Here is a 23,040-nt window from a genome sequence, read left to right as displayed (position 1 = left end):
GCAGCCTCACACCAGCACGGCTTTTGCCAGATTGAACCGACGACGGCGGTCATCAAGACCGTTTTTACCGCCGTTGATGATGATCGTGATACGTTCCACATCGCCGGAATACACAAGGCATCCGCTGGTGGCAAAGAACCACGCTGCGGAACGCGCTGCATTTTCGTCCTGTTCCAGCAATTCCGGCTGCGTAACCAGATCAAGTTTTAGCGCCAGACCGCATTTGCGATAGTTGCTTAACCCTGTGATTTGCTTCAGCCCGCGCCCGCGATATTTCCACCCGTCACCGGCAACCTGGTTGCCCAGGTTCTTTTTGCCCCACTCGCCGCCATAAACCAGGTTAGCAATCGCTTTCTGATTTGCCGATTGCGTTGCCGTTCTGCCGAGCGCGGCAGCCTGCTGTGCCGTGATACGGTGCTTGCCGAATACGGGAACAAGACGATCGGCTGCGTAGTTCAGGCTTTCCACCAGCTTTTCATACCCGCCGGACTCATGCCCCATCTGCGCGATGAACATCGCATGATCGAGCGGCGCAGTGATGCCAAACTCCTTCATTGCTGCATCAATGTGCGGAAACCAGCGCGCAGCTAATCCGGCGCTTATACCAGCCGCCTGCTGAAATTGTTGTTGATTCATTAGTGCCTCAGATGATCAACCAGACGTGCAACGTTGCCTCTGACGGCCACCAGCACGGACAGGAAAATGATGTTGGCCCCAATCGTGGCCCATGAAGAATGAGGGTAAATGCCGCACAGATAGGCCAGTGGCACTGCACTGTAAGTCACAGTGATCAACCATGCCAGACGCGATACCCACGGACGATGCCGGGAATCACCCCGGCGGTAGAACATCAGGGTTATTACCACCCCTGCGCAGAGCAGCGCGTTAACAGTTGCTGACGGGTCATTTAGTACCACCTGAACCTCCCCGGCGCGTTATCAGCGCCACCAGCGAGTCGACATCCTGGTTATTCAGAAACGTCAGGATTTTGACAGCTAAAGCAGAAACGATTACGGCTCCGATAGCGTCCAGAGGCTTATCACTGTAACCAGTCCAGTCAGCCAGCTTTGAACCAACCAGCCCTGAGCAGATGATCCCGGCAATGTAGGACACGACAAAATACGCCAGCCGACGTGCTGCGCTAAGGTCCGCAGCCGTTGCTATATAAAATACAGCCCCGGCAAATGCGCCAAATACCACGCCGTAATCGGTTCCGGAAAGAAATCCATAGACGCTGGCCCCCGTCAGGACACCACCAGCCAGCCCAGTACCGGAAATCGGATCGGACATTTAGCCCCCTCTTAATTGCTGTGAGTCCTCTCAGGAATGAGGGGAAATAGGTTCAGGCTTCACGGGCTGGATTTGTCAACAAAGCACGTAGCGGATGATTCCCGTGAGCCTGATATGAAAAAGGCCGCCATGCGGCAGCCTCGAAATGAATACGGTTGTTACATTGATGGAGTAAGTGGAGTCTTAAGCAACTCTGATACTTGAACAATACCTACATAATGAATCCTGCCCCCCAGAATCATTAGATTGAAAGCGCAAATAGTATGAAGGTACCAATTCGTAAGTTTTGCCAGCCAAGACACATTTTTTTTTGTCCCAGATACTAAACTTCCTGCCGAACAAAAAACAAACAGGATGGCTAAAATGTACAACTCTATTTTAGTACCAATTGATGTTTCTGAGACTGACTTAACACGGCAAGTTATCCCCTATGTTCAGGCTCATTCTGTATTAAATACTGCTAAAGTACATTTTCTAACAGTAGTTCCCACATTGCCTTATTACTCATCTTTAGGTCTGGCATATTCAGCAGAAATGCCAAAATTAAAAGACATTCAGCACGCTGCATTATTGAAACTGGATGAAATCGTGAAGCAATTCAAAATCCCTGCGGGAAAAACCCAAACACATGCAGCCGCTGGGTCACCAAAGGATCAAATACTTAATCTCGCTAAATCAATCGATGCTGACTTAATCATTATTGCCTCACATCGTCCAGACATTTCAACCTACCTCTTAGGATCGAATGCAGCCGCCGTTGTCCGACACGCTGGTTGCCCTGTACTTGTAGTTCGATAAGAAATGAATCGCCACGCGCTTAGATGACATTCCGTTAGCTAGAATTACACTATCAAAATGCAAGAAAAAGGCCCATTCCATGGAGTGGGCCTGAAAAGAAGTATTTTGATTAACGTGATGCCGGGTGCCTCCCGGTGGACCTTTGGCTGACAAACCATGACCCGTGTGCACTAAGCATGTCATTCCATGACTTTGTTTACTGTCAGTTTCACCCCTCCGCTTAGGGGGATTCATCACAATTACGTCAAAACGAGAGCTTTTACTAGATGCTCTATAACTTTAGAACCAATAAGAAAAACCTGCAATCAAACAGCACTATTATTCTAAAAGGATCAGACTTCACGGGCTTGATTTATCAACAAAGCACGTAGAGAGTGATACCCGTGAGCCCGAAATGGAAAAGGCCACCATGCGGCTGCCTCGAAGTAAGTGCGGTTGTTTATATAGGTGGAGTAAGAGGACCTTCAAACACCTCTGCTTCACCGTTATGACAAATGTCATCGCCTCTGGTCAGATGCCAGACACCTGTGATTGTTTTACCCGTTTCCAGATCATCAACAGTGTCATTCGTGTAGTACGCCACCTGTACAACACCGACATGCTGAATCCAGTAGTAACCTTCTTTCATAAGCTCCTCCGCGATACTCAGCAGATAGTTTAGAGTGGTACAAATAATGCTGTGGTGCAGGAAGCCACAACTTAACCTTTGCTAATAAAGTAATTTCGAAAGATGACGATAATGGGTAATAAATGTAAGCCCGGAGGAACCACCATGAGTATGACAGTTAGCACTTTGAGTCAGGACATACTGCAAAGCACAGTAAAACAAGCACCTTCAAGTACTGGCAACTCTGTTTCACAACAAATTCAAAACCTGAAAAAACAAATTGGTGAGTTGACAAAAGAGCTCAGCGCCATGGGTTCAAAAATAAATGAAGTAACCTCCGAAGATGAGGCAAAACTGCTTAAACAGCAGATGGAGATGATTCAAAGGCAAATCGAGTCTATATACGCAAAAATTGCTCAATTACAAAAACAAGAAGCAGAAAAAAACCAAATGGTATCGGGAGCATTACCTATGGTAAGTGACAAATCAGGTTCGAACGTTGCAGGGAATAATACTAAAAATATTGATGTCTACGTTTAGCAGCTACCCCCAACCATTTTTCCTTTGAGTTAAAAACGAAAAAGCACTGGAGCGTTGTGAGAACTTGTTTTCAAGTTAACGATTCAGCACGGCGATATGACAGGGGTACTGGTGTAATACACCTCGCGAATACCCCTGTCGTATCGCCGGAAAGCAAAAACCCCGCGCTGGCAGGGTTCTCGTTATATTCAAATTGTTCACTTTTCGTCGCTGCCATCGTGGCGCAGCTCTGCCAAGCATGAATGGATTATCTAACTTTCTGGGTAGTTTTCAATACCAGACACAAAAAACAGCACAAAAAAGCAAAAATATTATTCCTTGCTTTCCAAAAGTGCTTTCGCTGACAAGAACACCTTTGCTCTGAAAATCTGTAAACACCACTTCACTCGCTCTCTGGCCTTTTCTTGTGTCAGCCATGGCGCAATCGCCTGCAGTTCCCGGGTTATGTCTGAGACTTTTTTTCGGGTGGTGTAATACTGAAGACCAACAACATAAACCGGATCGTTTATATCCAGCGCCTGCAGTACGCATTGCTCAACAAAATCGACATCGTCACTATGCAGGGCCTCGTCAATTACACTGGCGGGTGACTGGGGCCAGAGAATGCTGTGTGCCCTGTTCATTGCCTGCTGTCCACGGAATCCCTCTTCTCTCGCCTGATTTAACGCAACGGTGAATCGCTCGAGTGCCTTATCTGACCAGTTCCGTCCCTTAAGCACATTCCAACACGCATGTCCTCGCGGCAAACGAGGAGCAGTTTTTCCTCCCACACCTTCCCCCCAGGTAGTGAGCAGGGATTTAATCCATCCGGACTGGATCCCCGTCAGGAGGATACATTTACCGAGCCAACTTTTACGCGGCGCAGATGCTGCTTTACCAAGTGCTTCAAAATGATTGCGGCGTTGACGTGGTGTCATCCTGTTTTTCTCCTTACGCCAGAACACCGAGCCCGTAAGCCCGGTCCAGCACTCTGATAATCATTACCGGCTGAGGTACATGCTTTCGCTCAAACTTCACCGGGTCGTTATGTAGTTCTGTATGGCACTGACGACACAAAGGGATCGCGAAAATATCATGCGCCTTCGTTGCCATACCTCCCTGCCCCCAGCCAATTAAATGGTGTGGGTCATCGGATGGTTTGCCGCAGCATTCGCAGGGCTGTGTTTTAATCCATTCCAGATATCGGGGGGCCGTCCAACGGATACGCTTTGGACGTTTCATATAGGTTTGCGGGGACTCAGGGTCGACCAGAACACCAACTACAGGCTTAACCTCAGGCACCTGCGCTGGTGGCATGTTCACGGTTACTGTGCTGGCTTTGGCTGTAATGATGCTGGTGGCGGTTACACCCGGCTCGACGTCGCATTCATGCATGACTGACTGATGATCTTCCGAAGGAATACGAAGCGCCCGACTGGCTACTGATTCGGGAATTGCGTCGGTAACCCCCATACGCACCGCCCACCAGCATAGCTCCGCCAGCGACAGTTCTCTGGAAGGATCCTGATTCAGTGCCACCATGATGCTGTTGATAATCCAGCTAATAACATTACATCTCGCCAGCTCTGCAAGTTGTTCGCTGTAATGGTCACGCAAATGGTTATCACAATGTCCACACAGAAGAACCGATCCGGGTTCATGACGCAGAGTGGTTAACTCGTGATAATGGTAATCGCTGTGTGGCCACTGGCAGCAGCTACCGCCATAGCGCAGAAGCCAGTAATCAAGGCCACTCAAACCACCAGCAGCCTTAATAACTTTTTCATCCAGGAAGAACGGTCGCAGGGACTCGTCACATGCAAGCGGCTGGCGAACGTCAGGAACACGGCCAGCAGGCAAACGCTCCATACCTGCTGGCTGGCTTTCTACCAGCACACGTTCACAACTGAATAATGACATCAGCTCGCTGCCCGGCTTGAGCAGCACAATTCCAAGCTCACGAGCAACCACCGGCTTCAGCAGCGCCCTCATTCTGCAATCTCCCCGATAATTATTTGTCCCTTCTCTCCCCATAATTTTGTGACGCGTGAATCCCAGATGTGAGCGTCATCTTCGTAAATGGCATCCATCAGGGCTTTCATCATGTTGTCAAAATCAGGTTTAGCCTGGTGTGGTTTACCGTTGAACTCAGCCCGTTTCTTTTTGCTCCAGCTCGCTGGCATCGGAAGAATGAAGGTGATATGTGAACCGCTTTCCGGCAGCTCAACCCCCCGCAGACGAACTTCATCACAGAAAGCGCGGTAACGCAGAACCTCAGGGCGCTTTTTCCATTTGTCAGCGCGCGTCATTCTGGACTTGCCCATTGGGGTGATATCGTAGACTTTCATATTCACCGCCAGAACCGTTGTTGCCAGGTTCTGTCCTGACGCGGAGGCTTAGATACTTCCGGCAAGAACGCGCTGATCGTCCAGTGAATGAAGTCATTATCCAGACTACGCTCGGTCTTAATCTGCTTTGCGTGATAGCGGGCTTCCAGTTCGTCAGCCTGCTCAGTGGTGAGTTGGGTATGTTGAAACCAGCTTTTCTTCATAACGCACCTCTGGATGCGGCAAAAAGAAAATCGCTGGCGTTAGTTAACGTCAGTATGTGGGATTGCTTGAATTGATCTTGCGCCATGGGGCTTTTCTCCTGTGGCGCAGCAGGTATAGGTTGTTCAGGCCTATGACGGGAGTGTAACAGAATTCTGAGTAACGCGATAACCAGCCCTTTCCAGCATCTGAGTAAACAACGTAGGTGTACCAATAATTTCATTATCCTGAAGAGGCATGAAAGACACCATGCTACCGCGACGATACATCAGGGCGCGCTCACACTCAGGAAATGATTGCAGCCTGGCAACGATGACTCCATCGTGACATCTGATGACTGCGTAGCCTTTTTTGGGCAATTCTACTTTTTCTTTCACTTAAACTCCCCCATGCAATCGGGATAAAGTAATACCCAAAAAACTAATAAAACCAGTCGTCAGCGCTTTCCCAGGTCTCCTGGAGGATTTCCTCCACCTTCGTTTTATCGCCCTTATCGCCACCAAAAACTGTCAAGCTATCACCGCCAGCCGTGCGGATAACTAGAGAACAATTTCCATATTGATTCTGAAGTCGCTTAAGCAGCTCTTTCTCAAGTGCGGGTATGGCTCCGCGCGGCAGGTCTTTTGATTTGTTGATCGTAAGTTCTACCTTCATAATTCCCTCTACATCAAAATACTGTACATTAATACAGTATACCTATTGAATCTCATATTCAAGTGGTTAATAGCACTTTTTGCCAAAGCCATGCCGTTGTATACACTGAGCTTTTCCTAGCATTAGGGATTCACTAAATCTGAGTGGCAACACTGTATAGATAAGAAAAAACCCGCCGGAGCGGGTTAAAGATCCAGAGATTAAATAGTTTAAAGGCTGTATTCAAAAACTAATTAACCATCAGGCGTAGGGCTAAATCATTCGGGTAGGGGTCAAAATAGTTCTGAGTAAGCAAATAGCGATCTGGATATTCAGCCAGATAGTGCTTTAGCAAAGTAAGTGGAGCGAGTATCGGCAAGAGTCCACTGCTATAGTTGAGAATAACGTCACGCAGTTCTCCGCGCTGACGTGTATTCAACTGGTTACGGAAGTATCCCTGGATGTGCATCAACACGTTGGTATGGTTTTTCCGTGAGGACGGCTTCTTGAGGATTGCCATTAACTTTTCTCGGTAAAGAACAAAAAATGCTTCCAAATCATTCCACTCATGCATCGAAGCAACAAAAGGCCCAATTTCACGATAGCCTGCTTGGTTATGAGCCAAAAGCTGGAGCTTATAGCGACTATGGAAACTAAGTATCCCATGACGCGTAAGGCCATTAGCCCTTAAGATGTTAAGTTCATTGAGAGCAAAGATGCGCTCGATAAAATTCTCCCTCAGTACCGGATCGTGCAAACGTCCATCTTCCTCAACCGGCAACCACGGATATGCTTCCATTAACGCACCAGTAAAAAGGCCCGTGCCTTCTTTCCGCCCACGATTTCCCATTTCGTCATACAACCTCACTCTCTCCATACCGCAACTCGGTGATTTGGCACAGACAATAAAGCCAGACAAGGTGCTAAGCCCTCGGATATATGGAGTTGTGAATTCAGTCATTTTGTCAGTTATATCCTCACCAGGCTCGTGACTAAAACGCATGCGAATATAACCTTCATTGGTTTGAACCAGGCGCAATGCTGGGCGGGGAACAGATAAACCAATGGACATCTCCGGACAGACAGGCTTGAAAGTTACCCACTGAGCCAGTTCATCCATCGCAAACCCCATTCGTTTATGGCCGCCGTCGAACCGCACAGCTGTTCCGGTCAAGCATCCGCTAATCCCGATAGCTGGTTGAGTGTTCATATCGATACCCTCGTTAATTCAATGCCCACTTCGCGAAAGGAAAATCGTGACTGTTCAAATGATAATACCTAATCTATTTATATCATTCTTATTACAGATAAGCATAACCATGAGGACATCGCCAGCGTAATGAAAAGGAATCAGATAGAGCCGTAAAGTTGAGGTTCCTTCACTCATCCTTAAATCTTACGCCTACCACTAGCAGGACATGCTCAACGTCGAGTAGTGAAAGCCATGTTCCGCCGTTTTTCGGTTGTCATGCTGGCATCCTCCCCACGATATCTATAACCCGGCGCATAACTGCACTTCCCCGAAAATCTGCAGGTAACTCAATAACAGGTTTACTCGATCCGTATGAAAAACGCTGGAGATCGAAATCAATCACTGCCTTCCGATCCCTGAACAAACCAAGACGACCGTAACGAATGAGTTCGCCGCGTTCGGCTGCGACGCGGAAATACTTCTCAGCAGTCTGACGATGCAGCGACAACATCTGTGATGCCTCGCTAACGGTTAAGCGTCCACGGATTTTCACCTCTTCAATGATCACCCGAATAAGTGCCGCCTGCTCTTCTGGTGTATTTGGTCTTGGCATGCTGATCATCTCCGGGCCATACGTAGACATTCATTACGTTGCTGCGCTATACGTGACACTTCAGCTGAACTACGGGCAATGTCTAACATGTCGGTATATACCTTTGCCGCGCGCCGCCAGAGTCCCCGTGACTTAAGGTCTTTCGCCATTTTCTCCGCTAATTGCGTTTCAGCCGGATCGCTTTTCTCTTCCATGAAGGGCAGCTTTACGTCAGGTAATTCTGCATCCGGAGAGATGTTATAAACATACTGAGTTCCGTTGTGAGTGCGCAGGACGGTGCCGCTGACAGTCAGCGCGCGCAGAAACTTACCAGCGGTACCGGATGGAATATCCAGCGCTTCACACACATCACGTAATACGCAGTTCGGGGTATGGCGTACCACTATCGCTACCCGATCTTTCTGAGAGATTTCTATGGTCATTGGTCAATACTCGTTTTGGTTACTTCACGACCCGTAAGTGGGTCACATTTTTTCGATAACTTCCCCAGGCGAAATTTACCCAGATACCGTCATCCATGGTTAAGCGGTCCATGATCCGCTCACCCAGAACTTTTGATAATTCGTCATAATTCAGGTTTGTAAGTACCCCCACTGGTTTCATTGACGCCATACGGCGATCGATTATCTGATTAAGTAATACCCACTCATTGCGCGTATCACGTTGAACACCAACCTCATCAAGAACAAGCAAATCAACCTTGCACAAATCATCCAGCAAATCGGACTCAGACTGGCCCTCGTCATAGCACTTGCGGGTGCGAAGCATCAAATCAGGTATTGTCACGACCAGAACGGAATAATCGTGCTGAAGCAGGTAGTTCCCGATTGCCGCGGCAAGATGATTTTTCCCTGTTCCGCAACTGCCGCTGAATATAAAACTGGTAAAGCCATTCCCAAAGTTATGGGCGTAGCTCTTTGCCATCGTCAGCGCGTGTTTCTGCCCGTCGTTGCTCACCTGGTAATTTGCAAATGAGCACCCCCTGTGCAACTCGCAGATCCCTGAGCGCCCAAAAATCCTTTCTGAACGGTTACGCTGATTTTGTTTTTCCAGCTCAGCTGCGCGCTTTCGCCCTTCTTCCTGCTGCCAGGCCATTAACTCCTGACTGCTGGTAAATTTCGGCTGAACACCTGCAGGCATGAGATTACGCAGACGGCCGAGCAAATCATGCGTCGATTTCATCATTACCCCCTGAATCCCGGAGGGATCTGAGTGTCAGGTTGTGAAACGCCAAAGCCAGCCTGTCGACGTGTACCTGCCGATGGTGAGGAAGATTTGGCGCGTGATGTTTTCAGGCTGGAAGCAAAAGTCTGTTCCCACTGGATGTGATGTTTAACTTTCCCTTCGCATTTCCAGTAGTCCCGGAACTGCTGTAATTCGACGGCGGTATACCCTGGTAGATCCCCAAGATTTATTCCCCACTGCGCAGCCTGGCGTACAAAGTCATCACCAGGTGTCCAGTCATCTGTAATCGGAAATTTGCCTATGGGAGGTAAAAAGCCACCTGGCGCGTATAACTCTCTCTCTTGGTTTTCTTTTAGATCTGTATCTGTATCTGGATCTTTATTAGTTGGGTTTCCGTTGGCGTTCTGTTTCAACGGCAGCTCAACACCCGTTGAACACCCGTTGTTATTTTGTTGGTTATTCGCTCCTTTTTTAGCTTTTCTCGCCTGAGCGGATGCTTTTCCAGCTGCTGACTTTTGGCTGATTGAGTTTTTAACCGCCTCCAGATCACGCTCTATACGCTCCTGCACCCATTCGGTGCCGTTATCGTTAAAAAACTCTTTCAACGAAGGTTCAACGGCATCCCAACGGTCGTTACTCAGCCGTGCAATTTTCGATAGTCGGTTTTTAGGGATCGGGCGACCGGTTTGCCAATAATTGAACATCAGTAGCAAGTATGCGCCATGCTCTTCTGTAGACAGATGCATGGTGTCCGCCAGGTAATCAGCAATGTAAAGTTGCATGTAAGGCAGAGCTGCCATGGTTACTCCCTTGTCCGGTTTCCCGGCGCGTAATGGTTATTGCTCAAAACTCGATTAAAACAATTGCGGCGCTACGGCGCTTAAACTCGCCAGTAGTGGTCCCGCCGCATCAGCTGGTAACATGTTGAACAAAGCGATTGCTGCTTCACGAATTTCCTTCTCCAGTTTCTGTAACGGAGCGCCGATTAATTTCGCCTGATGTGCCTCACTGCATTCTTTGATAGCGCTGGCCACCAACTCCGCTTCTGTGCTCGCATTACTTAACCCGTGCTTCCTGGCAATCTGAACTGGCATAGCAGCAATGATTGAGCCTGACAGCTGCATAACGTAAGCCGTATACTTTTCTGACCCCCCTTCGTTTTTCAGATACCGGAATAAATTCTGCTTATTAACAGCAATTCCGCGGCCATCTGCCTTGGCCCACTCTTCAGCCACCAGCTGGGCGATCCGTTCCTGTGCCTGTCCTGGTAATATCGATTCCCATTCACGAACGGCTGCCAATATGACGCGGTGCTGAATGCTGTCACGACGCTGAGGTTTAAAATGATTTTCCGTTTTCAACGGAATAACTAAACGTTGGCTATGATGTTGAGACGTTGCTGATTGCATGATTAATCCTCCTTTTGAGGTAAACCATCAGTAGGGTTCGGATAAAGATCAGGGCGCAATTCATGGGGGATGACTTGCCAGTCCAGAGCTCTGCATGCGTTTAGAACCTCAGTGCTGGCGACTTGAGTACGAAACCAAGCTGAAACAGTTTGCGAATTTTTACCAAGCCGGCGAGCCAGCTCTGATTGGCTACCACATAACGTAAGTATTTTTTTCTGGGTCTGTTCTTTCATGATGCCTCCTGATTTTGTTTTCACATAATTGAAAATAAAATTTTCATTGTCAAGAAAATAGAACGATCCAATCTGCAAAAAAACTTTGTATCCTTGCTTAATGGTTTGATTTGGATATGAATATGAACTTTGAAGAAAGACTGATAAGAGCTCTCGATGAGGCTGGCATATCTCAATCTGAGTTAGGCCGCCGGGTTGGTGTGAACTCTCAATCTGTCAGTGGCTGGTGTAATTCTGGAATTATTCCAAGAAAGGAAAAGCTGGCTTTGCTGCCGGAAGCTCTAGGTAAGCCATTGTATTGGTTCTTTATGACTGATGCCGAAGAAAAATGGCTTAAGGAAACCACTGAGAGCAAAACTGTCCTAAACGACAAGCAGCAGCGATTGCTGGATGTATTCGATCAGCTTCCGGAATCTGAGCAAGATCGGTTTATTGCCCTTGCTAATGAAAGGCTCGATGAGTTGGATAAATTCATGGCGGAATTCCTCAAGAAAAGAAAAGTTGAACCTCCAACACCTCAGGACTGAGATAGATCCCCACCAAACAGCCGCAATAGCGGCTTTTTTTTCGTCTAAAATTCACAAAATGTAAACACCACAGACTTCATTGAAAATTTTATCATCAGCAAAGACTTGACCAATGAAAATATTATTTGTAGTCTGATTTTAGAAAATCAGTCATCAAGGCAGGACGCCCACGAAGTAGCTGCCGGCGGCATACGAATCACCGGATGAGATGACAAGTATTAACACGCAGCAGGTTCAACGTTCCGCCAGCCTGGCGACAAGGGCAACGCAAGAGGATAAATCCATGATCGATTTCGCACGTAAACCAGTGCGGTGTCAGGCCGTACATCTAAATCGCATTGAAGTAATCATTCGACTGATTTGCTACATGCTCGCCCAGAAAGGCGACCCGTCTGCTGACCAACGGACTGCAGTTCGTTCATAACGAGTTTGACCAATGGCTGTTGCCAGCCTCATGCCCGGTGCACAGGGCATTGTGATGGTAATACCACCATCGTAACCAAACAGGAGACGAAGACCTGTTCTGGTTAAATTGGAAAAGTGTTCTTTGCCCGTCCCGTGGCGGGCTTTTTTCCGGAGGTTTTTATGTCAGCTAACGATCTGGCATTGCGCTTCAGCAGCGCACCAGCAGAAGCATTAATCGGAGTTTTGCCTGTTCTGGAAGTAAAAGAAGCATTACGCGAAGAAGTTGAAAGCGATGTGATGGATGAAGTCTGGACTGAGCACAACTTTGAAATGGAAGCGATGGGCGAACAAGTTGATGAAACAGCCAGGCTCGCTCGTAAGTTTGAATGTGCAGCTGAAGCTCTTGGAACGGCGATCAAACTTGCTCTGACTCTCCCACATAATGAGGCAATGCAGGTTTTGAATGACGCCTTAAACGATAACCCAGGATACAGTCGCGAACCGGCAAAGGATGCATGATGGAGTTTGGAATGAAACGCGTGGTGGCATCTGTTCAGGTGGTTGCCATCCTCAACAGGATTTACAACGGCAGCCCTGTTTCCATCGCATCTATCAGTAAGGAATCAAAGCTGTCTGTGTCTTACCTCGAACAGATTTTCTCGAAGCTGCGCAGCAGTGAAATCGTCACCAGCCAGCGTGGCGCTGGTGGCGGGTACCACCTTAGCAAAGCAAACCCCAGCGTGGCTGACGTCGTTCGCGCCGTTACTCACACGCCTGATTCATTCGAACCCGTGCTGAATGCTCTGGAGTGGGTCCCCGTCGCACAGCTGGTGCAGGGAAAATCCCCTACCCCATAAAGCACAAAACCCGCGCAAGGCGGGTTAAGTACCCGGTCAGCCGACCAAAGCTTTCCGGAACGAGTTTTGACCAATAACCACTACCTTAGGCGGCGATCATCAGCTGCCGGGTATCTTACAATCCAATGGAGCCCGAACGCAATGTTAACGTATGCGTATCTTATTAAAGCCAAAGCGAAAGCAACTGAGGCAAAAAACCTGTTTTGCTGGTTCTCTGCGAAATCCGATTCCCGTGCAGAACGTGAAATCCTCAATATTCTCGAAGATAACGGTATTGCCGTCGGTCGTGGTGCCGACTATCAATTACCAGTCCGCACCAACTGGTTTGTTGTTGACGATCTTCCTGAGGAAAGCACACTTGATGACACTTGGTGTGATCGTTACGAACTGGCAGAAGACCAGCAAACGTGGCAACTGAAACAGAAGCCTGATGATGAAAATCTGGAAGCTTCCAGCCAGCAAAAACCTGAAACTACCAACGCCAATGTACCCACCAGCAATGCACCAGCGCAGCTCCGCCCCATATCTCGCCTGCGCCTGTCTCAGCGACTAATTGCGCACCTGTTAAATGACGCTGAAGAGAAGGAAATCAGTGAAGCGCGGCACATCGAGATCGGACAAATGGAACTGGACGAAAATGATCTCTATGTACAAAACCTGTTACTAGCCGTTGCGAATGTACCAGCGGTGAAAGAACTTTCTGCCCATGTAGAGTGGAAACTGGCAAACGCAATAAAAGAAGTATTCGACCGTGAGCAGGTCTATACCGTTGCTTCATTTGAGGAATTTATTACCGAATGGATAGAGGAACCAGAAGCACGGACTGTTACCGTTCAGGAATGGGTTAACGATAAGAAAGCACGAATTATGGGTGATGAACAAACTGTTCCACCTGTAACGCCAGAACTCATTACCGTTCCGACTCTGCCGCTGCGCCAGCGCCTTTTAGCTCAGTTTATTTCTGATGAATATGCTTACCATATTGATACTGAGCAGAAGAAAACCATTCAGGAACTTGAACTGGATGTGGATAACAGCTACGTGCAAAATCTGCTGCTTGCCGCCGAGAATGTAGAACCATTCAAGAAAGCGCCAGAGATCGATATCTGGAAAATTGTCAGCGTGCTAAAAACTATTTTCCCGGTTGATGGTAAACGAGTGGATCTGTCTACCGTAATTCAGTTCTTTAAGGCCTGGTTCAGTACTGAACACATTGACCGCGGATTGCTGGTTAAAGAGTGGTGTAAGGGCAATCGTGTGTCGCAGATTCAGCGCACTGATTCCGGAACCAACGCTGGTGGAGGCAATAAGACCGATCGCAACCCGGAACTTGTCCACACGCTGGACACTCTGGACATTGATATTGCGCTGGCCACACTTCCAATGGATTTCAACATCTACGATATCCCAGGTGGCGTTTTCCGTCGTGCAAAAGAGATCATTGCTAAAAACGAAAGCCCGTTCAAAGAGTGGTCCGATGCCCTGCGCAAACGCGCTGGCATCCTGGATTATTCCCGCGCTGCGATTTTTGCCCTGATCCGGAATTGTCATCCAGAGCATCATAATTTTCCGGGCCGCTTATCTGGTTATATCAACGCGAACCTGACTGAAACCGACCACCAGCACCCAACTGAAGAAACACTGGCGGCAGCCGGTCACGTGCCAGAAAAAAGCTGGGAAAACGAGATTAACGAGAAAGTCACAGCTGAACAGAAGGCAGGAGTCGAACAACCAGAAATCGCCAACATGGGCAACGGCGTGTTCTCCATCGATGGCCTGATGGGGAACCAGCAAGCGCCAGCGCTTTCTGTCGTAGACCAGGTACGCCAGCGCGCCGTCGAGGATAAGTTACATCATACCCATACAGAGGAAGCCACCAGCGATGTGCAGATGGAAGAAACTGACAACAACGAAATCAAAGCTAATCCTGAAGTGTCTCAGAGCGAAACAGCATTTTTGCCAGTTAAAAGCACTGATGCAACTGGTGACGCGTCAGCTTCCCTGAATAATGAACCCGTTCACCATATTGAAACGGATCCCCTGAACGCTTTCTATACTCACCTGATGGTTGATATGGAAACCATGGGCAACGGTCCTGATGCCCCAATAGTCTCTATCGGCGCTGTATTTTTTGATCCTTCAACTGGTAACACTGGCGCCGAGTTTTACCAGGTTGTCAGTCTAGAGTCATCGATGTCGTTTGGCATGAAACCGGATGCCTCGACAATTCAGTGGTGGTTAAAACAATCTTCGGAAGCCCGTTCTGCGATTCTTGTTGATGGAGCCATGGGGTTGCGCGAAGTCCTTGAGCTTCTGGCCGACTTTATTGCTGAAAATGCTGCTAACGGTAGTCACTCCGTTCAGGTATGGGGTAATGGCTGTTCTTTTGATAACGTCATTCTCCGCCGCGCGTATGTGTTAACAGAAACGCCCTTCGCTGTTCCGTTCTGGAATGACAGGGACGTAAGGACCATGGTTGAACTGGGTAAATCTGTCGGTATCAATCCGCGCTTCGACATCCCGTTTGAAGGTGATTTGCACAATGCACTTTCTGACGCCCGGTATCAGGTCAAATACGTCTCTGCAATCTGGAAACGTCTGACCGCAAACTGATTTTCTAATTTCACAATTTATGGTTCCTGCCTGGTATGTTTTTACAGGCAGGCCATCAGAGAGATGAGCTATGCACGAACTTACACTGTCTCCTCAGGAAATTGCAGAAATTACTGGCTATCAGCGCTACACCCACCAGCAGCGACAGCTGCGGTGTCACGGCATACCGTTCACCACTGATGGGCGGAACCGCCCAATTGTATTGCGCAGAAGTATTGGTCCCGGAGTTTCTGAATTACCTAAGGTTGATGAATATGTTGCACTTGAGCCAAATTACGACGCAATCAATGGGCAGACCAAGAAAAGATCCTAAAGACAAGCACCTCCCGCCACGCGTAACTAAAAACCGTTATAGCTATGTGTGGAAGCCAAAAGGAACAAAACAAAGCGTAACTCTTGCACCTATTACCGGGACAAGTATGTCCCGGCTATGGGCGCGTTATGAGGAAGAGAAAGCCAAGCGTTCAGACGTAATGACATTTTCTAAATTATGGAAGTTATTCACCAGTAGCCCAGCTTTTGCTGAACTGGCTCCACGGACGCAGACTGATTACAGATCGTATGAAAAAAACCTGGTCCCAGTGTTCGGGAATATGCGAGCAGATGACATAAAAATTGAGATGGTCAGGATCTATATGGATAAACGTGGCCAGCGCAGCATTAACCAGGCAAACCAGGAACTCGGCGGGATGTCGCGTGTTTTCTCATGGGGATATGAACGAGGGTACGTGAAAGGAAATCCGTGCAAAGGAGTGCGCAAGTTCTCTTTAAAAGCCCGTGACGTGTACGTGACAGACGAAGAATATCAGGCAATTTATGAAGAGGCGGCACCAGCTCTCCGGGTTGGCATGGAGATATCTTACTTATGCGCAGCTCGCGTTTCCGATGTACTTTCTCTCAAATGGTCGCAAGTAAGCGAGGAAGGCATTTTTATCCAGCAGGGAAAGACCGGGACTAAACAAATAAAAGTCTGGACTGAACGGCTTCATAACGCCATCGAACTTGCAAAAACTCTGGGTGGGCAGGAAACGGTTATCTGTAGCAGCAAAAAAACTAAATACTCGAAAAGTGGGTTTAATGATCTGTGGGAAACGGCAAGGGAAGCAGCAGGAAAAAAACTAGATAGAAAACTGCCGTGTACTTTTCATGATCTCAAAGCCAAGGGAATATCTGATTACGAAGGCTCGAGTAAGGATAAACAACTATTCTCAGGTCACAAAACTGAAAGCCAGGTTGTGGTTTATGACAGAAAAGTGAAAATTTCTCCCACATTGGATCTTCCAGTCTTGGGCAAATCAGAAGATGATGATGGCGAGTTTTATACCAAGTGAATATACCAACACTATACCAAGTGTGACATGAGTCGTTGAAAGGAATTGAGCTAAGTGTTTGAATAGTGGCGGAGAGAGGGGGATTTGAACCCCCGGTAGAGTTGCCCCTACTCCGGTTTTCGAGACCGGTCCATTCAGCCGCTCTGGCATCTCTCCGTTCTGGTGGTTGCCATGATGCCAGGTAATTTGGCATTTTAACAGACCCAGTTCCGTCAATTTCGTTCAAGTGACGAGTTTGCGAGCAAAACGATGATTAAGTGGCCCTGGAAAGAGCAAGAAACAGCCCGGAATGATGACTGGCCCTGGGATGATGCCCTGGCAATTCCTCTTCTGGTGAATCTTACTGAACAAGAACAAGCCAGGCTTATTGCCCAGGCTGAGCGTTTTTTACAGCAAAAAAGATTGGTTGCGCTACAAGGATTTGAACTGGACGCACTGAAAAGTGCACGTATTGCTCTGCTTTTCTGTTTGCCTGTTCTGGAATTAGGCATCGAATGGCTCGATGGTTTTCATGAAGTCCTCATTTACCCTGCTCCGTTTGTTGTGGATGACGAATGGGAAGATGATATTGGGCTGGTGCACAATCAACGGATTATTCAGTCAGGCCAAAGCTGGCAACAGGGTCCGGTGATCCTGAACTGGCTTGATATCCAGGATTCCTTCGATGCTTCCGGCTTTAACCTGATTATTCACGAAGTGGCACATAAACTTGATATGCGTAATGGCGATCGCGCCAGCGGCGTTCCGGCTATCCCGCTGAGGGAAATTGCAAACTGGGAGCACGATCTCCATGCAGCTATGAACAACATCCAGGATGAAATCGATCTGGTGGGTGAAACAGCCTGCAGTATAGATGCCTACGCAGCAACCGATCCTGCAGAATGCTTTGCGGTATTATCCGAGTATTTCTTCAGCGCCCCCGAGTTATTTGCACCACGTTTTCCGGCATTGTGGCAACGTTTTTTCCAGTTCTATCGCCAGAATCCAATGCTTCGGTTGCGCGATAGCCAGGAAGAAGACCATTTTCGCTCATCAAATGTACATTAATACTGAATTTGAAGATTAATTAACCAATTGATATGACGTATTAATTTTACTATTGACACGTCATGATGAGGTCAGTAATATGCGCCTCGTTCACACGATTCCTCTGTAGTTCAGTCGGTAGAACGGCGGACTGTTAATCCGTATGTCACTGGTTCGAGTCCAGTCAGAGGAGCCAATTTCCTGTTTGCATGCATCTTTGCGAATCCTTATCTGATATTGATTCAAGAGGTTAGCGTGAAAACTCTTCCCGGTGCATTTTGATTTTACCCTCCGCATCGGGAAAAATTGGTGGTCAAATCTGGGGTCAGGTTAGTTCGATGACGGAGTGACCCCCAAATGTCCCTTAACGACTCAAAAATCCGCAACTTAAAACCATCCGCAAAACCCTTCAAAGTTTCTGATTCTAACGGTCTGTACCTTCTTATCAAACCAGGCGGCTCACGTCACTGGTATCTTAAATATCGTATAAACGGCAAAGAATCCCGCATTGCACTGGGTGCCTATCCTGCCGTCTCCCTGTCTGATGCCCGCCAGCAGCGCGAAGGTATCCGTAAGATGCTGGCGCTGAACATCAATCCGGCACAGCAGAGGGCTTCTGAACGCAGAGCCTGCACACCAGAGAAGGTGTTTAAAACAGTGGCGCTGGCATGGCATAAAAACAATAAAAAGTGGTCGCAGAACACCGCTGACCGTCTGCTTGCCAGCATGAACAACCATATCTTTCCTGTAATTGGTCATCTGTCCGTCACGGAGCTTAAACCCCATCATTTCATTGACCTGCTGAAAGGTATTGAGGAAAAGGGCCTGCTGGAAGTCGCGTCCCGCACGCGGCAGCACCTCAGTAACATCATGCGCCATGCGGTCCATCAGGGATTTATCGACACCAACCCGGCAGCAAATCTTGATGGCGTGACGGCTCCCCCCATGAGACACCACTATCCCGCCCTGCCGCTGGAGCGGCTGCCTGAATTGATTGAACACATTGAAGCATATCATCAGGGCCGTGAACTGACCCGGCTTGCTGTCCTGCTGACGCTGCATCTGTTCATTCGCTCCAGTGAGCTGCGCTTTGCACGCTGGTCAGAAATTGATTTCATAAACAGAATCTGGACGATACCCGCCACACGCGAAGCCATTGTGGGTGTGCGTTATTCAGGGCGCGGTGCAAAAATGCGCACTGCTCATATCGTGCCCCTCTCACAGCAGGCTATAGCTATTCTGAAACGGATTAAGGAAATATCCGGGGCTTACGAACTGGTCTTCCCCGGCGACCATAACCCGTACAGGCCGATGTGCGAAAACGCGGTTAATAAAGCACTGCGCCTTATGGGATTCGACACGAAACAGGACATCTGCGGACATGGCTTTCGGGCAATGGCATGCAGTGCCCTGATGGAGTCTGGCTTATGGTCGCAAGATGCAGTGGAACGCCAGATGAGTCACCAGGAGCGCAACACCGTGCGTCTGGCTTACATTCATAAGGCTGAGCATCTGGAAGCCCGCAAGGCGATGATGCAGTGGTGGTCAGATTATATCGATACATGCCGGGTCGCATACGTACCACCTTTTAACACAGGGCGGGATAAAAACAACGAAGCTGCATGACCAATAACAAAAAGCTGTATCAGCATACCCTGGTACGGCTTTATTCATTTCTGATGGCTTGCCAACCCCTCCACCCCGACCCGTCGCTGCCTGTAGAAAGCTGTTACACAGCAACAACACGCTTGCGCCGTCAGCCCTGGCGTGCCATTTCATTTGAGAGCAAGGATCATCCCTACTGCCCCAGCGACGAGAACGGCATCAATGAGAAGCTCGAACGTATGCGTCTGGAGTTTCTGGACGAGACGTTTCGCAATTATCGAACCGACGAACAATGCGATGCCGATGGCAAGTCCATGTGTGAGGACAGGCTGCGCGAGTGCGCCCGATATACCGAACGTAGCTAGCTTGCCAGCGTAGAGCAGGATTGCGCTTGCCGCCTCTGATCCCAAAAATACGCCTCCACTCATTCCGTACCCGGTAAATACCGGCACGCTGAGCGGCCCGGTGGACAGCACGAATCCGGTCATAAACCCGACAATCGCCCCGGCCAAACTCATGTGCCAGAGATTCAAGTGGAGGTTCGATCGTCTGATGAGACGGCGCAGCGGGATCATCGCAAGGAAGAAAGCTGCCAGGAATACCTCCACTGTGCCAGGAGAAATCGTAAGTAACGTGTGCGCCCCGAGAACAGCCGCAGGAACTCCCGCCAACGAATAGGCAAACACCGGTCGCCAACGAATCTCATGCCACCAGACAATCACCCGTCCGATGTTGCCGAAAAGGGAGGCGATCGCCATAACAGGCACAGCAATCCGTGGCCCGTACGTGGCTACGAGGACGGGCAGCATGATTAACGACGAGCCAGTGCCGACGACACCGCTGAGTACTCCGGCACCGAGAGCGACGAAGAAGAGAAGTAAGAGTGCAATCATCGGCTTTAAGATCAACCAGGGCCATCGCTCGCAGCCGCAAGAAGCGGTACCAGGATGTCGCTGATCGGCGTTGGAATGCTGTGAACCCGGCCGCGACGCGCAATGACGCCGTTGCGGATATCCCATTCAAGCGGTCGGCCAGCTTCTCGATCCGTGAGGATGGAGGTGCTCATGTCTGCAGGAGCTGCCCGGAACTTATCGAGGATCTCCTGCGGCACTTCGTCTCCGAGTTCAGCGCCCTCTGCACGTGCCACGGCCAGGCATTCCTGCAGATAAGCCAGCGTAAGCCTGGCGATATCAGCACGGCCAAACATGCCTGAGCGGCGGTGCGTGAGTGCCATGAGTCCAGCCACCGCATTCTGCATCAGCTTGCGCCAGGCCAGGGAGCTGAAATTCGCGGCCAGATCTACGGAGCACCACGTGCCTTGCAGCGCTGCGGCCACTACACGGGAAGCTGGTGCGTCTGGCACGCTGAGGCGCGCCTCACCACGCAAGCGTACCGAGCCATCGGACTGCGCTTGCGCAGGGAACCACACGACAGCGGGAACGATCTGTCCGGGCAGAGAGTACGTAGCGAGCCTGTCCAACTGTTCGACCCCATTCTGGAGCACGCATATAACCGTCTCCGGGCCAGTCAACGCCCTGAGCCATTCTGCTGCCGCGTCGATTTGTGTGGACTTGACTGCCAGAAAGATAAGATCAACCGTGCGAGTGATTTGTGCCGGATTCGTCTGTACCGGACCGGGTACGGTGATAAAGCGGTTGCCATCTTGCAAGGTCAGGCGATCGCGGGGAGTACGTCCACACAGCAATGGTGTGCGGCCGACTTCGTGTAACGCCGCCGCGACTGTTGTGCCGATGGCACCTGGACCTAAAACAGCAACAACTGTATTGATTTCAGTGTTCATGAATGCGGACTCCTTGCAACAGAATCTAATTACGTGGTGGTTGTGCCCTTCCCAAAGGACATGTAATATATTACATATGAATAAAGAAAATGGTAATAAAATTTCAGAAGGTGAGCAGCGGTTACAGCAATGGCTTGGCAGCATTCACGCCCGAAGCGGCGACCTCGCTGCAAGTGAGGCTAAAGTTGTCGATCTCCTGCTTGTCGATCCTTTATTTGTCGGTACAAGCACGGCAGCACAGGTTGCCACCCGTGCTGGTGTATCACCGCCGACAGTAATACGCGCTGCACGAGCGATCGGGTTCACCGGGTTCACTGAACTTAAGATAGAGATTGCCCGGGCTCGTGGCACTGCCCAATTCTTTGCCCCGCCTGAAGTTCTTACAGCGGATGCGACGCTGGCATCAGTGCTGGAAACATCAATTCGTGCTGGTGTAGACGCACTGACTGCGCTCAGCGGTGCTATCGAAATCTCCGCACTTGATGAGGCGGTCGATTTAATCCAGAGCGCACGCCAGGTATTTGCATTTGGTGCTGGTCCCTCTGCGACGGTTGCCGCTGATGCGGTCTTTCGTTTGCGGACGGCGGGTGTGATAACCGTCAGTATCCAGGATTATTTATCAGCGATGATTGCTGCTCGTCTACTCGGTCCAGGCGATGTCATCATCGTCGTCAGTTCAACAGGGCGCACATCATCCACACTCTCCATCGCTGATGCCGCATCCTCGGCAGGAGCATCGCTTATTGCAATAACTAACCAGTACGATAACCCACTGGCGACACTCGCCAACGTTTCGCTCGTTGTTGGCGGAATGCCACTCCCGGCACAGATGGCCGCTGCCGGGAGTCGAATGGCCCAGCTCGTCGTTATTGATACGCTGGTCGCTGCTCTCACTCTGCGGGATAAAGAACAAAGTCGCCGGGCTGAACGGGCGGGTATTGATTTGCCCGATATGTCCTGATGCAGTTCAGCACGGTAGCAATGATTCTTACTACTGCGGTAGCTCATGCAGTATGGAATATAGCCTCAAAATACAAGAGGGAAGACACTCTTGTGTTCGTCTGGGCGTACAGCTGTGCCTCAGCATTGCTGTGGGTCCCGTTCAGCCTCATTCTGATAGTTGAGGGACAACAGGAACTCGACTGGAGACTCGCTGTCGGCGCAGTTATCTCGTCTGCACTTCATATCGCTTATTCTCTAATCTTGCAGGCTGGCTACGAGCGCGCCGAACTGGGTGTTGTTTATCCGATTGCCCGGGGAAGTGGACCGGTTCTGACGATACTGTTTGCAACCCTTCTCATGGGAGAACGGCTTTCACCAGGCGCTTTACTCGGCGCTTTTATCGTTATCGCTGGTATTTTTGTTGTCACCGGCAATCCGTTCAGGAGCGGAAGCCGACCACTACAGGGAATGCTTTGGGGGGCAGCGACAGGCACCGCCATCGCTGGCTATACACTCTGGGACGGTTATTCGGTAATCTCTCTGCACCTGGATCCAGTGCGCTACTACGCCAGCACACTCCTGCTACAGAGTGTGATTCTTACCCCTGGTGCGATGCGGCGACGAAATCGCATTCCAACTGCTGTACGTGTGGATATCATCCCAATCCTTATCATTGCTGTATGCTCTCCCCTTGCCTACATCCTTGTACTGACAGCCATGCAGAGCATGCCACTGGCACTCGTCGCTCCTCTCAGGGAAACATCCATTATTGTCGGCTCCCTTCTTTCGTACTGGCTGTTTCGTGAAAATCATCTGGCACGCCGGATTGCCGGTGCAGTGGTGGTGCTGACCGGCATCGCAATAATTAGCCTTTGATCGCTTCGTTGGATGCCAATCGTCGTCTT

The 23,040-nt window shown here is 49.4% G+C and carries 31 protein-coding genes, 2 tRNA genes and 1 pseudogene; 14 read left to right on the top strand and 20 right to left on the bottom strand.

Annotated features, from left to right (window positions below):
• Positions 1-6: 6 nt before the first annotated feature.
• The 3 genes from OGX91_RS21690 to OGX91_RS21680 are packed head-to-tail and all read right to left on the bottom strand — an operon-like array spanning position 7 to position 1,290.
• The gene (locus OGX91_RS21690; RefSeq protein WP_053389963.1) at positions 7-636 is read right to left on the bottom strand and encodes a glycoside hydrolase family 19 protein; all 630 of its coding nucleotides are present in this window, start codon (positions 634-636) and stop codon (positions 7-9) included.
• Positions 636-917 (bottom strand): phage holin family protein, encoded by a 282-nt coding sequence (locus tag OGX91_RS21685; protein WP_072161082.1) that lies wholly within the window; start codon positions 915-917, stop codon positions 636-638. The genes OGX91_RS21690 and OGX91_RS21685 overlap by 1 nt, the downstream gene beginning before the upstream one ends.
• Complete coding sequence (locus tag OGX91_RS21680) at positions 904-1,290, bottom strand: phage holin family protein (RefSeq protein ID WP_048221181.1); 387 nt, start codon at positions 1,288-1,290, stop codon at positions 904-906. Before OGX91_RS21680 ends, OGX91_RS21685 begins: the two co-directional genes overlap by 14 nt.
• Positions 1,291-1,653: 363 nt before the next feature.
• Here OGX91_RS21680 and uspF point away from each other — a divergent pair, with 363 nt between their 5' ends.
• Positions 1,654-2,088, top strand: a complete 435-nt coding sequence (gene uspF, locus OGX91_RS21675) for a universal stress protein UspF (protein ID WP_048221179.1) — start codon at positions 1,654-1,656, stop codon at positions 2,086-2,088.
• Between the two features lie 439 nt (positions 2,089-2,527).
• Here the strand turns inward: uspF and OGX91_RS21670 are convergent, their stop codons facing one another.
• The gene (locus OGX91_RS21670; RefSeq protein ID WP_048221178.1) at positions 2,528-2,716 is read right to left on the bottom strand and encodes a hypothetical protein; all 189 of its coding nucleotides are present in this window, start codon (positions 2,714-2,716) and stop codon (positions 2,528-2,530) included.
• Between the two features lie 144 nt (positions 2,717-2,860).
• On the opposite strand from OGX91_RS21670, the gene OGX91_RS21665 reads away from it, so the two are divergent.
• The gene (locus tag OGX91_RS21665) at positions 2,861-3,235 is read left to right on the top strand and encodes a FlxA-like family protein (protein WP_286627288.1); all 375 of its coding nucleotides are present in this window, start codon (positions 2,861-2,863) and stop codon (positions 3,233-3,235) included.
• Between the two features lie 311 nt (positions 3,236-3,546).
• On the opposite strand, the gene OGX91_RS21660 is transcribed toward OGX91_RS21665, so the two are convergent.
• From OGX91_RS21660 to OGX91_RS21600, 13 genes are all read right to left on the bottom strand, one after another.
• The gene (locus tag OGX91_RS21660) at positions 3,547-4,152 is read right to left on the bottom strand and encodes a hypothetical protein (RefSeq protein ID WP_048221176.1); all 606 of its coding nucleotides are present in this window, start codon (positions 4,150-4,152) and stop codon (positions 3,547-3,549) included.
• A 13-nt stretch (positions 4,153-4,165) separates the two neighbouring features.
• The gene (locus OGX91_RS21655; protein WP_286627287.1) at positions 4,166-5,206 is read right to left on the bottom strand and encodes a DUF968 domain-containing protein; all 1,041 of its coding nucleotides are present in this window, start codon (positions 5,204-5,206) and stop codon (positions 4,166-4,168) included.
• Entirely contained in the window at positions 5,203-5,562 is a 360-nt protein-coding gene (locus OGX91_RS21650; RefSeq protein WP_275398856.1) for a RusA family crossover junction endodeoxyribonuclease, read from the bottom strand. The genes OGX91_RS21655 and OGX91_RS21650 overlap by 4 nt, the downstream gene beginning before the upstream one ends.
• Before the next feature lie 2 nt (positions 5,563-5,564).
• Positions 5,565-5,765 (bottom strand): hypothetical protein, encoded by a 201-nt coding sequence (locus tag OGX91_RS21645; protein WP_286627286.1) that lies wholly within the window; start codon positions 5,763-5,765, stop codon positions 5,565-5,567.
• A gap of 129 nt (positions 5,766-5,894) precedes the next feature.
• Entirely contained in the window at positions 5,895-6,140 is a 246-nt protein-coding gene (locus OGX91_RS21640; protein WP_048221170.1) for a hypothetical protein, read from the bottom strand.
• A gap of 43 nt (positions 6,141-6,183) precedes the next feature.
• Entirely contained in the window at positions 6,184-6,417 is a 234-nt protein-coding gene (locus OGX91_RS21635) for a DinI-like family protein (RefSeq protein ID WP_032943871.1), read from the bottom strand.
• A 229-nt stretch (positions 6,418-6,646) separates the two neighbouring features.
• The gene (locus OGX91_RS21630) at positions 6,647-7,606 is read right to left on the bottom strand and encodes a YbgA family protein (RefSeq protein ID WP_286627285.1); all 960 of its coding nucleotides are present in this window, start codon (positions 7,604-7,606) and stop codon (positions 6,647-6,649) included.
• Between the two features lie 256 nt (positions 7,607-7,862).
• Positions 7,863-8,201 (bottom strand): DUF977 family protein, encoded by a 339-nt coding sequence (locus tag OGX91_RS21625; protein ID WP_047358009.1) that lies wholly within the window; start codon positions 8,199-8,201, stop codon positions 7,863-7,865.
• 5 nt (positions 8,202-8,206) lie between these two features.
• On the bottom strand, positions 8,207-8,623 hold the full coding sequence (locus tag OGX91_RS21620; RefSeq protein WP_048221169.1) for a PerC family transcriptional regulator: 417 nt from the start codon (positions 8,621-8,623) through the stop codon (positions 8,207-8,209).
• A gap of 19 nt (positions 8,624-8,642) precedes the next feature.
• Positions 8,643-9,383, bottom strand: a complete 741-nt coding sequence (locus OGX91_RS21615) for an ATP-binding protein (RefSeq protein ID WP_128317599.1) — start codon at positions 9,381-9,383, stop codon at positions 8,643-8,645.
• A 2-nt stretch (positions 9,384-9,385) separates the two neighbouring features.
• Positions 9,386-10,186 (bottom strand): DUF1376 domain-containing protein, encoded by an 801-nt coding sequence (locus OGX91_RS21610; protein WP_048221168.1) that lies wholly within the window; start codon positions 10,184-10,186, stop codon positions 9,386-9,388.
• Between the two features lie 54 nt (positions 10,187-10,240).
• Positions 10,241-10,795: a toxin YdaT family protein gene (locus tag OGX91_RS21605; protein WP_128317597.1), complete on the bottom strand. Its 555-nt coding sequence runs from the start codon at positions 10,793-10,795 to the stop codon at positions 10,241-10,243.
• Positions 10,796-10,797: 2 nt separating this feature from the next.
• Positions 10,798-11,028: a transcriptional regulator gene (locus OGX91_RS21600; protein WP_128317596.1), complete on the bottom strand. Its 231-nt coding sequence runs from the start codon at positions 11,026-11,028 to the stop codon at positions 10,798-10,800.
• A 122-nt stretch (positions 11,029-11,150) separates the two neighbouring features.
• On the opposite strand from OGX91_RS21600, the gene OGX91_RS21595 reads away from it, so the two are divergent.
• The 7 genes and pseudogenes from OGX91_RS21595 to OGX91_RS21565 all read left to right on the top strand — a co-directional run bounded on the left by OGX91_RS21595 (position 11,151) and on the right by OGX91_RS21565 (position 16,761).
• The gene (locus tag OGX91_RS21595) at positions 11,151-11,555 is read left to right on the top strand and encodes a helix-turn-helix domain-containing protein (protein ID WP_128317595.1); all 405 of its coding nucleotides are present in this window, start codon (positions 11,151-11,153) and stop codon (positions 11,553-11,555) included.
• Between the two features lie 283 nt (positions 11,556-11,838).
• Positions 11,839-11,979: pseudogene (locus tag OGX91_RS21590) on the top strand (hypothetical protein); the annotation flags it as partial.
• 161 nt (positions 11,980-12,140) lie between these two features.
• Positions 12,141-12,479, top strand: a complete 339-nt coding sequence (locus OGX91_RS21585; protein ID WP_286627284.1) for a hypothetical protein — start codon at positions 12,141-12,143, stop codon at positions 12,477-12,479.
• A complete protein-coding gene (locus OGX91_RS21580; protein WP_249415483.1) occupies positions 12,479-12,817 on the top strand; it encodes an RrF2 family transcriptional regulator in 339 nt (112 codons plus the stop codon). Before OGX91_RS21585 ends, OGX91_RS21580 begins: the two co-directional genes overlap by 1 nt.
• 141 nt (positions 12,818-12,958) lie before the next feature.
• Positions 12,959-15,430, top strand: coding sequence for a 3'-5' exonuclease (locus tag OGX91_RS21575; RefSeq protein WP_286627282.1), 2,472 nt, complete (start codon positions 12,959-12,961; stop codon positions 15,428-15,430).
• Between the two features lie 70 nt (positions 15,431-15,500).
• Positions 15,501-15,743, top strand: coding sequence for a DUF4224 domain-containing protein (locus OGX91_RS21570; protein WP_072041425.1), 243 nt, complete (start codon positions 15,501-15,503; stop codon positions 15,741-15,743).
• Positions 15,718-16,761: a tyrosine-type recombinase/integrase gene (locus tag OGX91_RS21565; protein ID WP_086523796.1), complete on the top strand. Its 1,044-nt coding sequence runs from the start codon at positions 15,718-15,720 to the stop codon at positions 16,759-16,761. The genes OGX91_RS21570 and OGX91_RS21565 overlap by 26 nt, the downstream gene beginning before the upstream one ends.
• Before the next feature lie 66 nt (positions 16,762-16,827).
• On the opposite strand, the gene OGX91_RS21560 is transcribed toward OGX91_RS21565, so the two are convergent.
• A tRNA-Ser gene (locus tag OGX91_RS21560) sits at positions 16,828-16,917 on the bottom strand.
• 93 nt (positions 16,918-17,010) lie between these two features.
• Between OGX91_RS21560 and mtfA the strand changes: the two genes are divergently transcribed.
• The 3 genes from mtfA (at position 17,011) to OGX91_RS21545 (ending at position 19,413) form a co-directional block, all read left to right on the top strand.
• Entirely contained in the window at positions 17,011-17,808 is a 798-nt protein-coding gene (mtfA, locus tag OGX91_RS21555; protein ID WP_005127779.1) for a DgsA anti-repressor MtfA, read from the top strand.
• Between the two features lie 99 nt (positions 17,809-17,907).
• A tRNA-Asn gene (locus OGX91_RS21550) sits at positions 17,908-17,983 on the top strand.
• 161 nt (positions 17,984-18,144) lie between these two features.
• Positions 18,145-19,413, top strand: coding sequence for a tyrosine-type recombinase/integrase (locus tag OGX91_RS21545; protein ID WP_004899245.1), 1,269 nt, complete (start codon positions 18,145-18,147; stop codon positions 19,411-19,413).
• 149 nt (positions 19,414-19,562) lie between these two features.
• Here the strand turns inward: OGX91_RS21545 and OGX91_RS21540 are convergent, their stop codons facing one another.
• The gene (locus tag OGX91_RS21540; RefSeq protein WP_286627281.1) at positions 19,563-20,285 is read right to left on the bottom strand and encodes a sulfite exporter TauE/SafE family protein; all 723 of its coding nucleotides are present in this window, start codon (positions 20,283-20,285) and stop codon (positions 19,563-19,565) included.
• A gap of 11 nt (positions 20,286-20,296) precedes the next feature.
• The gene (locus tag OGX91_RS21535) at positions 20,297-21,193 is read right to left on the bottom strand and encodes an oxidoreductase (RefSeq protein WP_032936819.1); all 897 of its coding nucleotides are present in this window, start codon (positions 21,191-21,193) and stop codon (positions 20,297-20,299) included.
• Positions 21,194-21,269: 76 nt separating this feature from the next.
• On the opposite strand from OGX91_RS21535, the gene OGX91_RS21530 reads away from it, so the two are divergent.
• Both OGX91_RS21530 and OGX91_RS21525 read left to right on the top strand, forming a co-directional pair.
• Complete coding sequence (locus OGX91_RS21530; protein ID WP_286627280.1) at positions 21,270-22,154, top strand: MurR/RpiR family transcriptional regulator; 885 nt, start codon at positions 21,270-21,272, stop codon at positions 22,152-22,154.
• Positions 22,154-23,011 (top strand): DMT family transporter, encoded by an 858-nt coding sequence (locus OGX91_RS21525; RefSeq protein WP_286627279.1) that lies wholly within the window; start codon positions 22,154-22,156, stop codon positions 23,009-23,011. The genes OGX91_RS21530 and OGX91_RS21525 overlap by 1 nt, the downstream gene beginning before the upstream one ends.
• The last annotated feature ends 29 nt before the right edge of the window (positions 23,012-23,040 follow it).

Origin of the sequence: Citrobacter sp. Cpa228 (assembly GCF_030333085.1) — a bacterium.
Classification (GTDB): Bacteria; Pseudomonadota; Gammaproteobacteria; order Enterobacterales; family Enterobacteriaceae; genus Citrobacter; species Citrobacter pasteurii.
The sequence above is the reverse complement of the archived record's forward strand: the minus strand, read 5'-3'. Positions and strand labels throughout refer to the sequence as shown.

Bases quoted from the DNA above. Each gene is read 5' to 3' on its own strand.
- OGX91_RS21530 (WP_286627280.1), top strand. From the start codon at position 21,270: ATGAATAAAGAAAATGGTAATAAAATTTCAGAAGGTGAGCAGCGGTTA.
- OGX91_RS21630 (WP_286627285.1), bottom strand. From the start codon at position 7,606: ATGAACACTCAACCAGCTATCGGGATTAGCGGATGCTTGACCGGAACA.
- OGX91_RS21540 (WP_286627281.1), bottom strand. From the start codon at position 20,285: ATGATTGCACTCTTACTTCTCTTCTTCGTCGCTCTCGGTGCCGGAGTA.
- OGX91_RS21615 (WP_128317599.1), bottom strand. From the start codon at position 9,383: ATGAAATCGACGCATGATTTGCTCGGCCGTCTGCGTAATCTCATGCCT.
- OGX91_RS21645 (WP_286627286.1), bottom strand. From the start codon at position 5,765: ATGAAGAAAAGCTGGTTTCAACATACCCAACTCACCACTGAGCAGGCT.
- OGX91_RS21595 (WP_128317595.1), top strand. From the start codon at position 11,151: ATGAACTTTGAAGAAAGACTGATAAGAGCTCTCGATGAGGCTGGCATA.
- OGX91_RS21620 (WP_048221169.1), bottom strand. From the start codon at position 8,623: ATGACCATAGAAATCTCTCAGAAAGATCGGGTAGCGATAGTGGTACGC.
- OGX91_RS21665 (WP_286627288.1), top strand. From the start codon at position 2,861: ATGAGTATGACAGTTAGCACTTTGAGTCAGGACATACTGCAAAGCACA.
- OGX91_RS21585 (WP_286627284.1), top strand. From the start codon at position 12,141: ATGTCAGCTAACGATCTGGCATTGCGCTTCAGCAGCGCACCAGCAGAA.
- OGX91_RS21575 (WP_286627282.1), top strand. From the start codon at position 12,959: ATGTTAACGTATGCGTATCTTATTAAAGCCAAAGCGAAAGCAACTGAG.
- mtfA (WP_005127779.1), top strand. From the start codon at position 17,011: ATGATTAAGTGGCCCTGGAAAGAGCAAGAAACAGCCCGGAATGATGAC.
- OGX91_RS21545 (WP_004899245.1), top strand. From the start codon at position 18,145: ATGTCCCTTAACGACTCAAAAATCCGCAACTTAAAACCATCCGCAAAA.
- OGX91_RS21570 (WP_072041425.1), top strand. From the start codon at position 15,501: ATGCACGAACTTACACTGTCTCCTCAGGAAATTGCAGAAATTACTGGC.
- OGX91_RS21680 (WP_048221181.1), bottom strand. From the start codon at position 1,290: ATGTCCGATCCGATTTCCGGTACTGGGCTGGCTGGTGGTGTCCTGACG.
- OGX91_RS21650 (WP_275398856.1), bottom strand. From the start codon at position 5,562: ATGAAAGTCTACGATATCACCCCAATGGGCAAGTCCAGAATGACGCGC.
- OGX91_RS21660 (WP_048221176.1), bottom strand. From the start codon at position 4,152: ATGACACCACGTCAACGCCGCAATCATTTTGAAGCACTTGGTAAAGCA.
- OGX91_RS21670 (WP_048221178.1), bottom strand. From the start codon at position 2,716: ATGAAAGAAGGTTACTACTGGATTCAGCATGTCGGTGTTGTACAGGTG.
- OGX91_RS21635 (WP_032943871.1), bottom strand. From the start codon at position 6,417: ATGAAGGTAGAACTTACGATCAACAAATCAAAAGACCTGCCGCGCGGA.
- OGX91_RS21525 (WP_286627279.1), top strand. From the start codon at position 22,154: ATGCAGTTCAGCACGGTAGCAATGATTCTTACTACTGCGGTAGCTCAT.
- OGX91_RS21625 (WP_047358009.1), bottom strand. From the start codon at position 8,201: ATGCCAAGACCAAATACACCAGAAGAGCAGGCGGCACTTATTCGGGTG.
- OGX91_RS21580 (WP_249415483.1), top strand. From the start codon at position 12,479: ATGGAGTTTGGAATGAAACGCGTGGTGGCATCTGTTCAGGTGGTTGCC.
- OGX91_RS21605 (WP_128317597.1), bottom strand. From the start codon at position 10,795: ATGCAATCAGCAACGTCTCAACATCATAGCCAACGTTTAGTTATTCCG.
- uspF (WP_048221179.1), top strand. From the start codon at position 1,654: ATGTACAACTCTATTTTAGTACCAATTGATGTTTCTGAGACTGACTTA.
- OGX91_RS21610 (WP_048221168.1), bottom strand. From the start codon at position 10,186: ATGGCAGCTCTGCCTTACATGCAACTTTACATTGCTGATTACCTGGCG.
- OGX91_RS21690 (WP_053389963.1), bottom strand. From the start codon at position 636: ATGAATCAACAACAATTTCAGCAGGCGGCTGGTATAAGCGCCGGATTA.
- OGX91_RS21655 (WP_286627287.1), bottom strand. From the start codon at position 5,206: ATGAGGGCGCTGCTGAAGCCGGTGGTTGCTCGTGAGCTTGGAATTGTG.
- OGX91_RS21535 (WP_032936819.1), bottom strand. From the start codon at position 21,193: ATGAACACTGAAATCAATACAGTTGTTGCTGTTTTAGGTCCAGGTGCC.
- OGX91_RS21565 (WP_086523796.1), top strand. From the start codon at position 15,718: ATGGGCAGACCAAGAAAAGATCCTAAAGACAAGCACCTCCCGCCACGC.
- OGX91_RS21600 (WP_128317596.1), bottom strand. From the start codon at position 11,028: ATGAAAGAACAGACCCAGAAAAAAATACTTACGTTATGTGGTAGCCAA.